Below are 14,318 nucleotides of genomic sequence, written 5' to 3'. Positions count from 1 at the left end.
GAACATATTAACATGGCCCAATCAGGACTAGACCTTTTCCCATATACTCGCATGCGCAGAATGCGCCGCAGCGACTTTTCTCGCCGCTTAATGGCTGAAAACCAGCTTAGCGTAAATGATTTAATTTACCCTGTATTTGTACTTGATGGTAAAAATCGCCGCGAGGTCATTGAATCAATGCCTGGTATTGAGCGCCTATCAATTGATTTACTGCTTGTTGAAGCAAAAGAACTCGTTGAACTTGGCGTACCTGCCGTTGCTATTTTTCCGGTAACGCCTGCTGATAAAAAATCATTATTTGCCGAAGAAGCATATAACGATGATGGCTTAGCGCAACGTACCGTAAGAGCTTTAAAAGAAGCTTTTCCTGAGTTGGGTGTGATTACTGATGTAGCACTTGACCCTTTCACTACGCATGGCCAAGACGGTATTATTGATGATTCGGGCTATGTTATTAATGATGTCACTACTGAAATTTTAGTTAAACAAGCACTTTCCCATGCGCAAGCGGGCGCGGATGTTGTTGCCCCTTCTGACATGATGGATGGCCGTATTGCTGCAATTCGTGAAGCACTTGAAGCTGATGGGTTTATTCATACTCGAATTATGGCCTACTCAGCTAAATACGCATCTAGCTACTATGGCCCATTTAGAGATGCTGTAGGCTCTGCTGGTAACTTAAAAGGTGCTGATAAAAAAACTTACCAAATGGACCCTGCAAACTCTGATGAAGCAATACGTGAAGTCGCATTAGACTTACAAGAAGGCGCTGATATGGTCATGGTTAAGCCTGGCATGCCTTATTTAGATATTGTACGTCGTGTTAAAGACGAATTTGGTGTACCTACTTTCGCATATCAGGTCAGTGGCGAGTATGCAATGCACAAAGCAGCTATCGATAACGGCTGGCTTAGTGAAGAAGCCACAATAATGGAATCTTTACTTGCATTTAAGCGTGCTGGCGCTGATGGAATATTGACTTATTTTGCTAAGCAAGCCGCGAAATATCTAGCTAAAAAGTAACGTTTTTACAAAAAGGCGGTCAAACCGCCTTTTATTTACATTTGTTTACATTTTTGTATTATTTCCGTCATGTTTATTCTCTAAACTGGTGTCCCATTTTGGGATTTTAATACACGGGAATAATAATAAAATGTTTAAAACAAAAATAACACCACTTGCGCTTATTATTGCAAGTATAAGTGCGCCAGCCTCCGCTGAGCTCATCATTTCTGAATATGTTGAAGGAAGCGGCTTCAATAAAGCGGTTGAGCTTTATAATACTTCATCATCAGAGATTTCCTTAAGTGAGTATACGTTGCAACGTTACTCTAACGGCTCTAGTACAGTTTCTACTGAATTAACTTTAAGCGGAACACTTGCCGCTAATAGCACTTATGTTATCGTTAATGCTGATTCAAGAGCTGATGCAGAACTTATTGCAAAAGCAGATCTATCTGACTCAGTAGTGAACTTTAATGGCGATGATGCATTAGTTTTAATGCAAGGCACAACAGTTGTTGATAGCTTCGGTCAACGAGGTGTCGATCCAGGTTCATCTTGGTCAGAAGGCGGTGTTGAAACCGCAAACAAAACATTAAGACGAAAAGATGTAATAGTGACGGGTCGCACCACGCCTGATGCAACTTTTAACCCTAGCATAGAATGGGAGCAATTCGATCAAAACGAATTTACTGGTCTAGGTTCTCATGCTGGTAATGGTGGCGGAACAGATCCAGATCCAATTGAGCCAATTGAGCCAATAGTGTGTGCTGCAGATAAAACATTAATTAGCGCAATTCAAGGTGAGGGCGATGCAAGCCCATTAGTAGATACATTAGTAGAACTAGAAGGTATAGTTACCGCTGATTTTCAAGGCGATGATCAACTTAAAGGGTTCTTCGTAACTTCACTTGCCGCAGACGAAGATACAAACCCACAGACGTCTGAAGGTGTATTTGTTTACTTTGCAGATACAGATGTAAGCGTTGGCGATCACGTTCGCGTACAAGGTACTGTTGCTGAGTACTTCGATTCAACACAAATCTCAGATGTTGTTCAAGTTGCTATATGTGCCACCGGTGAATCGGTTAGCGCAACTAAAATTACTTTACCTTTAGCAAGCCAGGATGATTTAGAAGCGTTTGAAGGCATGCTGGTTACTTTAGACCAATCATTAACTGTAACAAATAACTTTGGTTTAGGTCGTTACGGTGAAGTTGAGCTTGCAACAGAACGCCTATACCAAGGTACGCAAGTTGCAATGCCTGGCGATGCAGCTAATGCTGTTGAAGTAGCAAACTTAACTAAAAAAATCTTAGTTGATGACGGTTCAACTATTCAAAACTTAGACCCTACGGCCTACCCAACTCCGGGCTTATCAGCAGAAAATACATTACGTACTGGCGATACAGTTAATACGGTTACGGGCGCACTTGCTTATAGCTTTAGCCTTTACAGAATACACCCAACGGTAGCGCCTCAATTTATTGCGACAAATGCACGTGAAAATGCGCCTGAACTTAATGCTGAAGCAGATTTACGTGTAGCTAGCTTTAATGTACTTAATTACTTTAATGGTGATGGTCAAGGCGGAGGGTTCCCTACGAGTCGCGGTGCAGATTCAGAAGCTGAACTTATTCGCCAAGAAGCAAAGATTGTTAGTGCTATTAGCGCAATGCAGGCCGATGTTGTTGGTTTGATGGAAATTGAGAATGATGGCTTTGGTGAGTTTAGCGCCATTGCGAGCTTAGTAAATGCATTAAACGATGCAGATAGTGCTAATAACTATGCATTTGTTGACTTTAATGTTGACCAAGTTGGTACCGATGCAATTACTACCGCACTTATCTATCGTGCTAATAAAGTAGAAGAAGTAGGTACTGCTACTATTACAACTGAAGCTCCATTTGACTTTAGTAACCGTACACCGATTGCGCAAAGCTTTAAATCTTTAGCAACAGACGAAATATTTACTGTTGCTGTGGCGCATTTAAAATCTAAAGGTGGATGTGGTAGCGCAAGCGGTGCTAATGAAGATCAAAACGACGGTCAAGCTTGTTGGAATGAAATACGTACACAAGGTGCAAATGCATTCGCAGATTGGTTAGATGGTAAACCAACAGGTGTAGATGATGCAGATATTATACTAGTGGGTGATATGAATGCCTACGCAATGGAAGATCCAATACGTGCATTTGCTGATAAAGGCTACAAAAATGTAGTTGCAGAAATTGATGGTGATACACTTGGCTACTCTTATAGCTTTTCTGGTCGCGCAGGTAGTTTAGATCATGCAGTAGCGACGCAATCACTACTTAGCAAAGTTGTAGCTGCAACAGACTGGCATATCAATGCAGATGAGCCAATTTCTCTTGATTACAATGTAGAGTTTAAAAGCGAAGGCCAGCAATCTAGCTTGTACTCTGAAAGTGCATACCGCGCATCAGATCACGACCCTGTAATTATTGATATTAAATCTGAAATTACTTTAACGCCTGAAGAGCAAACACCTGTAATTGCAGCTGATCAAGTTTTTGCAATCGATGAAAATAGCGCAATTGGCACAATTATCGGCACGCTTGACTTTAGTGATCCAAATGCCGATGAATCACCTGTTGTTAAATTTATTACATCTGATAATGACAGCGTTTCTATTAACAATCAGGGGCAGCTAATTGTTGCTGGAGAGATTGATTACGAATTCGAAAATCGTATTACCTTAACAGTACAAGCCCAGGATAGCGTGGGTAACTTATCTAACGTTGAAAAAGTAGCCGTGAAAGTAAACAACTTACGCTCAGATGATGATAATGATGCAGGTTCATTATTATGGTTATCACTTCTTTTAGCACCACTATCAATAGTGCGTCGATTTAAAAAGAAATAACTACGTTAAATCTAAACATTTAAAAAAGCCGCTCTTGCGGCTTTTTTTTTATTTTATACAAATGTAATTCAGACAAGCTTCATTAAACCCCCCGTAATATGCTCAGATGATCTGTGAATCTTCTACTAATTAATCAGTAACAACTACATACATTTGAGTGAATTTTACACAATAAAACCTCAGTGAATTATGTATACAAATATTACCTATTGAAAAATATGAACTTTTATAAAGGTTTAAATTTTGCTCTAAATAATTTAGAAGATACTTACAAAACAAAATCAATATTTACCCTAAACGTAAAAATAAGTCGTGTTTTTATAAAGGAATGAGAATGAAACAACTAACCCAAAACCTGCCTAAATGGCAAAAAAAGTCAGCACCACTACTGGGTCTACTTATTATTTTTTCGACTTGGGGCAATAACAACCAAGCGATTGCTGCAACTGTTGATGTAGCAATTCCACAAAGTAGCTTATTTGATGTAATTAGCGCTCGCGCTAAAAAGTTAGCAAGCGAAGAATACGTCGCACCTAAAAACATTGAGCTTGAAGCACTAAATAATATTGATTATCAAGATTACCGTTCAATTCGATTTAAAAAAGACAAAGCGGTATGGAAAGATGAAGGCCTGTACGAACTGCAATTATTCCACCCTGGTTTTTTATATAAAACACCTGTAACAATAAATACTGTTGATAGCGACTCTAAACGCAGTCGCTTACCTTTCAGTACTGACTTTTACCAATACGATGGCACTGCTGCACCACTACAAGAAGAAATAGCTAAAAGTGTTGCGGATACGCAACTAGGCCATGCTGGATTTCGCTTACATTACCCATTAAATACTAACGAGTATAAAGACGAAGTAATGGTATTTCAGGGAGCATCATACTTTAGAGTCGTTGGCCCTCAGCAAGTTTATGGATTATCAGCTAGAGGCCTTGCCATTGATACTGCAGAAAATTCGGGTGAAGAATTTCCAATGTTCAAAGAATTTTGGTTGGTTAAACCAAAGGCTGATCAAACACAAATTACCATTTTTGCATTATTAGATAGCCCATCGATCTCTGGGGCGTACAAGTTTAGTGTTGACCCTACAACAAATATGCTAGTTGATGTTGATATGCAGATTTTTGCCCGTAAAGATATTAAAAAGCTAGGTGTAGCGCCATTAACAAGTATGTTTTATCACGGCGAAAACAGTACCAAATTTTTTGATGACTATCGCCCTGAAGTTCATGACTCGGATGGCTTATTAACTCAATCTGCTGATGACAAGTGGGTATGGCGTCCTCTTAACAACCCATCACAACTCAGTGTTACTTCATTTTCGTACAACAACCCAAAAGGTTTTGGGTTAGCTCAACGAGATCGAGACTTTAATAACTATCTAGACACAGAGGCACATTACCACGACCGCCCTAGCCTATGGATCGAACCACAAGGTGAATGGGGAAATGGCCGTGTAGAGCTTGTAGAAATACCGACTGATACAGAAACTAACGACAATATCGTAAGTTACTGGGTACCAGAAAAACCAATGAAAGCCGGTGATTCATTAAAGCTAAGCTACAAAATGACGACCTTTAATGCAGTTTTAACTCAGCACGAAAAAGCGAGAGTACTGCGCACAAGAATCGGTAGTGCTGCTTTGCCAGGTGAAGACAATCCACCACCAGAAAACCATCGCCAATTTACTGTTGATTTTACTGGGTCAGAAATAAATAAACTCTCTGAACAGTTAAAACTAAATGCCGACATTCAACTTACAACAGGCGAAGTAACCGACGTGAATGTACAAAAATTGCCGGATTCTCGAGGATGGCGTGTAGCCTTTAAAATTGCACCACAGGACGATCAACCCGTTGATATGCGTTTATCGTTAAAACTACGTGACAAAGAAATAAGCGAGGTATGGAGTTATGTTTGGTACCCAAATGACATCAAGTAATAAAGGTAGAGGCACTCCAATGCCATTCAAAACATTAAGAGTTTGGCTATTTGCTATTGCGGCGCTTAGCACATCTGGCTACGGCATATCTATCATGTTTGAGATTTTAAGCTCAAACGGTATGACACTACTTGAGTATGCTCTTTTAGTCTTATTCTCAATCACATTTGCTTGGATTGTAACGGCCTTTTGTAGTGGCACAATCGGCTTTGTATTACAGCTATTACGAATTGACCCGCTTACGTTGAAACGCATTAAACCAATTGAGTTCAACAACGAGGCAATTAACGCCCAAAAAACCGCCGTTGTAATGCCTATTTACAACGAAGATACCCACCGTGTTATCGCAGGCTTTGAAGTTAGTCTGCAATCGTTAAAAGAAACAGGCCAACTTGCAAACTTTGATTTTTACTTATTAAGCGACACCCAAGACCCAGAAATAGCTAAAAACGAGCTAAGTGCATGGCATGCATTGTGTGAACGTTTAGGGGATACGGCAAAAAACGTTTTTTATCGTCGTCGCGAAGATAACAAACACCGTAAAGTAGGTAACCTAACCGACTTTTGTGAGCGCTGGGGCAGCCAGTACGACCATATGATTGTGCTTGATGCAGATAGCGTAATGACCGGGAAATGTATGTTAGAGCTTACTACAAGTATGCTCAACAACCCACAAGCAGGCCTAATCCAAACTATTCCGATCCCTGTTCGTCAAGATACCTTTTTTGGCCGCTTTTTACAGTTTGCGTCAGTGCTATATAGCCCAATGCTCGCGACTGGCTCAGCTTTTTGGCAAACTGATAAAGCCAACTACTGGGGTCATAATGCCATCATTAGAGTTGAAGCATTTATAACGTGCTGTGGCTTGCCAACACTAAAAGGTAATGCACCTTTTGGCGGCGAAATTTTAAGTCATGACTTTGTAGAAGCTTCACTACTTCACAGTGCTGGTTGGGATGTATTGTTGCTATCAGATATTGAAGGCAGCTATGAAGAAGTACCCAGTAACATTCTAGACTACGCTGTACGCGATAGACGCTGGGTGCAAGGTAATATTCAGCACTTAGGTTTACTATCGTCATCCAAATTAAAATTAATGAGTAAACTGCACTTTTTACTCGGTGCCACAGCCTATATTTCATCACTAATTTGGCTCTCAATGCTAGCGCTAAGTACAATTGATGCAGTAACGCGCGCATTAAATAGTGATGTGTACTTTAACCGTGTTTATCAATTATTCCCTACATGGCAAATAGCTAAAACCGATCTGATTGATTCACTCTTGTATTTAACTATTGTTATTTTATTAATGCCTAAACTAATGGGCATAATAGTAACCTTAATACATAGAAACAAACGCTTTGGTGGTTCAATTAAGCTCATACTAGGTTCAATCATTGAAACCGTATTTGCTATTATTGTTGCACCATTAATGATGGTATTTCATGCTTACTTTGTACTTTGCGTGTTTTTAGGCAAAAAAGTAAAGTGGGATGCACAACCGCGCGAAGGTCGTATGGTTCCGTGGAAGGAAGCGTTTGGTTATACGTTATTCTCAACTATTGTGGCTATTGCATGGGGTTGTACGGCTTACTACTTCACGCCAGTATTCTTTTGGTGGTTATCACCTATATTATTAGGCTTAGTATTAGGTGCTCCGATTATCCGTTATACCAGTAGCATTAAGCTCGGTGTACAACTAAGAAAGTTAGGTATATTTATTTGCCCTAGTGAAGTTGATAACGACTCAACTCTAGAAGCACTTAAAATACATCTAAAAGAAATTTCGGTACCAAATGAAGGTGCTTATCCACAAACAATACCGGCACTACCACAAGAGCAGTTGGTAACAATGCCTATCCAGTCTTTTAAAAAGCCACGCAGGCTAAAGATGAAAGCGCTAAAAGCTAAGGCTATAAAAAAGTTTAATTAGCGCGTTATAAAGCACAAAAAAGGAGCGATTAATCGCTCCTTTTTGCTATCTAAATTAAAGATCAAGCATTGCATTTATCGCTAATATTTTCAATTTTGTTGGCTACCTTATTGCAGTACATTTTAGAAATAGCTGATTGCGTTTCATCATCAAGTTGCCAGTTATAAAAATGGAACGTTTTACTATTATCTAACTCCACCTTAAAAATGGTGAAAAGAAAAAATAAACTAAATGATACACAACTAATTTCCTCGCTATTGATATAACGCTTTGTGCATAAACGCGTATAACAAATGCCTGCTTTATAACAATGTAAAAAACGAAGATGAAGAATATTGAAAGGAATAATAAGTAAAGCTGGCATTACAGTGAGAAAAACAATTTTTAGGTTCACAGAAAATATAATATGAATTAAAAGTATTAAGCTGAATGCTAAAATATATTTTGTGAATTATAGCCACCAGTTTGGTGCTAATTTAATAGATTTCATGATGGTTACGTCTTATATAGAATTAATAGCAAACGTCTCTGATGCGGAGACTTTCTTATCTAATTAATCAATTAAAGTACCCTCTAATCCCTTTTTACTAATTGACAATATAAGACTACTTAATAATAAAGAGTAGTCGTAAACAACTACAAAAAATAAAACCAAATTATAGGCAATAAAAAACCCGCAACATGTGCGGGTTTTTTAAAGAGTTAAAGAGCTAATTACTTAGCCGCTTTTTTCTCTTTTTCTGCAGCGATTACTGTATCAGCAACGTTTTGCGGACATGCAGCGTAGTGTGAGAACTCCATAGAGAACTGACCACGACCAGATGTCATTGTACGTAGTGTACCGATGTAACCGAACATTTCTGATAACGGTACGTCAGCTTTAATACGGCTGCCTGTTAAACCAGCTTCTTGGTCTTTCATCATACCACGACGACGGTTAAGGTCACCGATTACGTCACCAACGTGATCTTCTGGAGTGAACACGTCAACATTCATGATTGGCTCAAGAAGTTGTGCGCCCGCTTTAGGGATCGATTGACGGAAAGCGCCTTTAGCAGCGATTTCGAACGCGATTGCAGATGAATCCACGGCATGGAAACCACCGTCGAAAAGTTCAACTTCAACGTCAAGTACAGGGAAGCCAGCAAGAACACCAGTACCCATCATTGATTTAAAGCCTTTCTCAACTGCAGGCCAGAATTCTTTAGGTACGTTACCACCAACAACTGATGATTTAAACGTGAAACCTGAAGCAACTTCGCCTGGCTTGATGCGGTAGTCGATTTTACCGAACTGACCAGAACCACCAGATTGTTTCTTATGCGTGTAGCTATCTTCAATTTCTTTAGTGATAGTTTCACGGTAAGCAACTTGTGGTTGACCAACAATAAGGTCTACGCCGTAAGTACGCTTAAGAATATCTACTTTGATATCTAAGTGAAGCTCACCCATACCTTTAAGGATAGTCTCGCCTGAATCTTCATCAGTCTCAACTTGGAAAGATGGATCTTCTGCAACCATTTTACCGATAGCAACACCCATTTTCTCATTACCGCCTTTATCTTTAGGCTGTACAGCAATCGAGATTACTGGAGTTGGGAATACCATTGGCTCAAGTGTTACTGGGTGCTTAGGATCACATAGAGTGTGACCAGTTTGCACGTTTTTCATACCTACGATAGCAATGATGTCACCAGCTTGTGCGCTAGTTAATTCGTTACGGTCATCTGCTTGCATCTCAACCATACGGCCAACACGTTCAGTTTTACCAGTAAACGAGTTAAGGATAGTATCACCCTTGTTTAGTTTACCTGAGTAAATTCGTACGAATGTTAATGCACCAAAACGGTCATCCATTATTTTGAATGCTAACGCTTTGAAAGGTTCATCTGCAGAAACGATTGCAAATTCGCCATTTTCGTTACCTTCTTCATCCATAAGAGGTTGAGGATCAACTTCTGTAGGAGCTGGTAAGTAATCAACAACAGCGTCAAGAATAAGCTGCATACCTTTGTTCTTAAACGCAGAACCACAGTATGTAGGGAAGAAAGCAAGGTCACGAGTACCTTTACGGATACAACGTTTGATGTCTTCTTCAGAAGGTGCTTCACCTTCCATGTAAGCTTCAAGTAGTTCATCGTCTTGCTCAAGGGCAGTTTCAACAAGCATTTCATAATACTCGTCAGTCTTTTCTACCATGTCTGCAGGAACGTCTGTGATTTCGTAGTTTTCAGGAAGACCAGTGTCATCCCAAACGTATGCTTTTTTAGTTAAAACATCTACAACACCAACAAATTCATCTTCAATACCAATTGGTAAAGTCATGATTAATGGAGTTGCGCCAAGTACTTTACGTACTTGCTCAGTTACACGGTAAAAATCAGCACCCATACGGTCTAATTTGTTAACGAAGATAATACGTGCAACTTCTGAGTCATTAGCATAACGCCAGTTAGTTTCTGATTGTGGCTCAACACCACCAGAACCACAGAAAACACCAACACCGCCATCAAGTACTTTAAGTGAACGGTAAACTTCAACTGTGAAGTCAACGTGTCCAGGAGTATCGATAACGTTAAAACGGTGATCTTTCCAGAAACAGCTTACTGCCGCAGACTGGATAGTAATACCGCGCTCAGCTTCTTGTTCCATGAAGTCAGTAGTAGATTCACCATCATGAACCTCACCTGTTTTATGGATTTGACCAGTAAGCTTTAGGATACGCTCAGTAGTCGTGGTTTTACCCGCATCTACGTGCGCGAAAATACCAATGTTTCTGTACTTCGATAAATCTGCCATTAATTTTGCTCTTAATAAAGTCGATAAATTATTCGGCAGGAGTATAACATCACTTAAAGCGAACATCACCATACAAGCCGCTTAAAATGCAATCAATTCAATATATTTTTTTTATCGTCAGAATCTATTAAATATCAAACATAACAAAAAAATCGCAAAGCATTGAAATTAATGACATTTAATACTTAAGCATCAAGTGAACAAAGTTACTTCGCTATTTTATAGCAACGTACAGAGCGGCTAATACTGCCATGACTTTGATCCGCTGTTAACTTACCTGACTCAAGCAAATACTCCAAGTAACAGCGTGCTGTAGAGCAACTAATACCGACCAAATCGCCCTTTTGCTGAGCAATAAATGCTATGGTTGAGTGCTTTATAACAGCACAGTGTATTTTGCAAAATGAAATGTGAGCCGAGCAAAAAGACAAACAGCAAAGCCATTTTTTAAATAATCATATATAACAGTGATTAAAATATCTTTTCAAAGTTATTTTTAGAGATAATTAATTACCTTTGTGCTTTTGTTGTATTTATAACCCGTGCATATAAAGGACTTATTGAGGTGAAACCTATGCTTTACCGTACTTGCAGGTATAAATATGCGTATAGGTGCTATTAACATTATATTGTTGAAAATCCCGAAATTTGATACATTTCACTTTCAGTATATATGCATAAAACAACAACAATAACAACCTAAAATGAAATGGAACTCCTCCCCACTTGTCTCTTGTCTACTCACCTTTTACTTATTCATTTCATGCAGTAGTGCTGTCGCTCGGCAATATGAATTAGCTCCACCCGCTGATTGGGTTAATACCCATAAAATAAAGCAGCCTGAACAAACAGACAAAACAAAAGTGCGTGATGGCACATTATATTTACTGCTAGATAACCAATCCTATATACCGAGCAGACAAAAACAGCAACGCTATACGCGTTTGGTTATGAAAGCTTTAAATCAAAGTGGTGTTGATTATATAAGCCAGCTTAATCTTGATTTTGATCCAAGTTACGAGTCGCTAACACTAAATAGCTTAACGATTATTAGAAATAATGAGCGTATTGATAAACTTGGTAGCGCGAGAATGACGGTTATACAAGGTGAATCTGAATTAGCTGATCGTATTTATAATGGTAGCTTATCACTCAATATTATTATTGATGATATGCGCAGTGGCGACATACTTGATTACAGCTACACAGTGGCAGGTAGCAACCCTATATATGCTAATAAATTTAGTACAAGACGCACGCTAAACTGGTCGGTACCCGTAGTGCAACAAAATATGCGTGTACTTTGGGGTAAACAAACGCCTTTACATATTAATACAATAAACGGCACAGCAGATATTCAAGAAACGCTTAACAAATATGGCAAAGATTATTCTATAACTCTTTTTGAAGAACCCTTACTCGAGCAAAATTCTCAAACCCCAACGTGGTACGACCCATATACACAAGTTTACTTTTCTGAGTTTGACGATTGGGGTCAGGTAGTTAACTGGGCATATCCACTTTATCAATCAGCCATAGAGACCCCAAACAGCATTTTGGATGTTGCTGAAAAAATAAAAGCAAAACACACAAAAACATCAGATAAGATTGCAGCAGCACTGCGCTTTAGCCAAGACGAAGTTCGATATTTAGGGCTTGAAATGGGCACTAACTCGCATCAACCAACGTCAGCTTCAGAAACGCTTTCGCTACGATATGGCGATTGTAAAGATAAAACAGTACTGCTTATCTCGTTATTAAAAGCGATGGATATAGAGGCCTTCCCTGCGCTAGTTGATACAGAGGAAACCAAACGTTTAAAAGAACTTCCACCTTCTGCAAGTGTATTTAATCACGTAATTGTTACGCTTAAACAAAACGGAAAACGCTACTGGCTCGATCCTACGGTTAACTATCAACGCGGCTCTCTCGAATATTTAGCACAGCCTGATTATGGCTATGCCCTAATTATTGATAAAGGTGAAACCACTTTAACTTCAATGGCGCAAAAACCTGTACATACAAATGTATCTGTAGAAGATAACTTTTTTATTGCTGAAAAAGTATCTGAGCCATCACGTTTTGAAACCCAGTACACTTATGCTGAATTTGAAGCGATTAACCGAAGAAGTAATATAGCCAGCAGTGGTCTAAATAGCGTCGCTAAATCTTACTTCGAGTATTACCAAGGTTTTTTAGACGGTTTATCAGTCAATGAAGCAATGACTATTAGTGAGCAAGAGCAAACGGGTAAACTAATAACCAAAGAATCGTATTTAATCAGTGAATTTTGGGAAAAAACAGACGAAGGCTATGAAGCTAGTTTTTATGCGAGTGAAATACAAAATAGCGTTTACGAACCAAAGCAGGTAAATCGCACCGACCCACTCTACTTTGGCTACCCCAATATAATTAACACCACAATAAAACTACATTTTGCAGAAAAAGGTTGGGGATTTGATAGCGATCAACAAGAAATTGATAACGACTACTTCAACCTAAAAACAACTACTGAATTTAATGATAATGTTTTAACACTGAGTTATGACTATTACGCAAAACAAGATCATATTAAAGCCGCTCAAATAGATGATTATTTAGCACAGCGTAAAAAGTTAATATCAGCAACCCATTACCCTATTCTAAAATATGCAGAGGCGAGCGAAACGCCTCAAACAACAGCTGATGTGCTAGATAGCTTTGGTTATAGCTGGCTTAAATATGTGTTGGCTGGCTATATTTTAGTACTCATATTCTTTTTCGCCGATTGGCGATTAGAGTCAGCAAAAAAAGTGAAATTTGAAGATAGTCCATTTTATGCAGTATCTGTAAGTAAGTTTATTATTTACAGTATTTTAAGTTTAGGCATATTTGTTAATTATTGGAGTTATCGTAACTTTAAAGCCATTAAAGAGCGCGATAACTCAAGTATTATGCCTATTGCTCGAGGTATATTTGCGTTTTTATGGTATTACCCTTTGTATCTCGCACTTGCAGAGCACAGCCAACAACAGTTAAACAAAAATAGAGTAATGCCTAACTGGACTGCCTTAACACTCTGGCTAATGGTACTCGCCAGCGTCTTTGCTTATCGTATGGACGAATACGCAACCATAGTGATTTGTATAATGCCATTTTTATGGTTGCCTCTAGTTAGTTACATTGAACAAACCGATACAAGTAAAGAAGCCCTACATTACAACTCGTACTGGCGAATTAGACAGTATTTAAGCTCGCTTGCGTTTGCACCTCTATTATTTTTAGGCGTACTTCAAGAAGTAAATATTTTACCCAATGCTGCAATTATAAAAGGCGATAGCTTATGGCCTTACCAAGTACACTTTTTAAAACGTAATCGCCTAACACCTGAAAACGAAGAAATACTTTGTTTTTATAGCGATGCAGTATTTGATTATCGAGAAGACGGTAACGGAATAACCGAAAACTATATTTTTAGCTACTACAAAAACGATGACGGTAAGCTTGAATCAGATCTTAGTCACTTTAAAGACATAGAAAAAATAGAAACCACCTTCGGTAAAACCAAACTTGATAACACAAGTATTAAAGTAATAAAAACTGACGGTAGTGATTTTTTGCTTATTGTAGGGCGCTTAAACAAACAAGATAAAGTACTCGTAAAGCAAATTAATTTACGTATAACAGCAAATAAAGTGCGTTAGTGGCTTAAAATATTCAATTAAGTACGAATATTTTAAGCCACTAATTAAAGGCTGTTGGGC

The 14,318-nt window shown here is 38.7% G+C and carries 6 protein-coding genes and 1 pseudogene; 5 read left to right on the top strand and 2 right to left on the bottom strand.

What is annotated here, in order from left to right; translation table 11 throughout:
* The first annotated feature begins 12 nt into the window (after positions 1-12).
* From hemB to mdoH, 4 genes are all read left to right on the top strand, one after another.
* On the top strand, positions 13-1,023 hold the full coding sequence (gene hemB, locus P20652_RS05225; RefSeq protein ID WP_008170647.1) for a porphobilinogen synthase: 1,011 nt from the start codon (positions 13-15) through the stop codon (positions 1,021-1,023).
* Between the two features lie 130 nt (positions 1,024-1,153).
* A complete protein-coding gene (locus P20652_RS05230) occupies positions 1,154-3,889 on the top strand; it encodes an ExeM/NucH family extracellular endonuclease (RefSeq protein WP_008170645.1) in 2,736 nt (911 codons plus the stop codon).
* 334 nt (positions 3,890-4,223) lie between these two features.
* Positions 4,224-5,843 carry a glucan biosynthesis protein G gene (locus tag P20652_RS05235; RefSeq protein ID WP_008170641.1) on the top strand — a complete coding sequence of 540 codons (1,620 nt, stop codon included), beginning with the start codon at positions 4,224-4,226 and terminating at the stop codon, positions 5,841-5,843.
* Entirely contained in the window at positions 5,815-7,776 is a 1,962-nt protein-coding gene (mdoH, locus tag P20652_RS05240; protein WP_033017721.1) for a glucans biosynthesis glucosyltransferase MdoH, read from the top strand. Before P20652_RS05235 ends, mdoH begins: the two co-directional genes overlap by 29 nt.
* A gap of 714 nt (positions 7,777-8,490) precedes the next feature.
* On the opposite strand, the gene fusA is transcribed toward mdoH, so the two are convergent.
* Both fusA and P20652_RS21505 read right to left on the bottom strand, forming a co-directional pair.
* Positions 8,491-10,575, bottom strand: coding sequence for an elongation factor G (fusA, locus tag P20652_RS05245; RefSeq protein ID WP_008170635.1), 2,085 nt, complete (start codon positions 10,573-10,575; stop codon positions 8,491-8,493).
* 206 nt (positions 10,576-10,781) lie between these two features.
* Positions 10,782-10,928 (bottom strand): annotated as a pseudogene (locus P20652_RS21505) (CitB family transcriptional regulator); the annotation flags it as partial.
* A gap of 351 nt (positions 10,929-11,279) precedes the next feature.
* On the opposite strand from P20652_RS21505, the gene P20652_RS05250 reads away from it, so the two are divergent.
* Positions 11,280-14,258 carry a DUF3857 domain-containing transglutaminase family protein gene (locus tag P20652_RS05250; protein ID WP_008170632.1) on the top strand — a complete coding sequence of 993 codons (2,979 nt, stop codon included), beginning with the start codon at positions 11,280-11,282 and terminating at the stop codon, positions 14,256-14,258.
* Positions 14,259-14,318 lie beyond the last annotated feature (60 nt).

It is taken from the genome of Pseudoalteromonas sp. BSi20652 (assembly GCF_000239855.1).
Taxonomy (GTDB): domain Bacteria; phylum Pseudomonadota; class Gammaproteobacteria; order Enterobacterales; family Alteromonadaceae; genus Pseudoalteromonas.
This window is presented reverse-complemented; position numbering and strand designations above follow the sequence as displayed.

What these genes read in the sequence shown, in the direction of transcription:
- hemB (WP_008170647.1), top strand. Translation starts at nt 13, where the DNA reads ATGGCCCAATCAGGACTAGACCTTTTCCCATATACTCGCATGCGCAGA.
- P20652_RS05230 (WP_008170645.1), top strand. Translation starts at nt 1,154, where the DNA reads ATGTTTAAAACAAAAATAACACCACTTGCGCTTATTATTGCAAGTATA.
- P20652_RS05235 (WP_008170641.1), top strand. Translation starts at nt 4,224, where the DNA reads ATGAAACAACTAACCCAAAACCTGCCTAAATGGCAAAAAAAGTCAGCA.
- mdoH (WP_033017721.1), top strand. Translation starts at nt 5,815, where the DNA reads ATGTTTGGTACCCAAATGACATCAAGTAATAAAGGTAGAGGCACTCCA.
- fusA (WP_008170635.1), bottom strand. Translation starts at nt 10,575, where the DNA reads ATGGCAGATTTATCGAAGTACAGAAACATTGGTATTTTCGCGCACGTA.
- P20652_RS05250 (WP_008170632.1), top strand. Translation starts at nt 11,280, where the DNA reads ATGAAATGGAACTCCTCCCCACTTGTCTCTTGTCTACTCACCTTTTAC.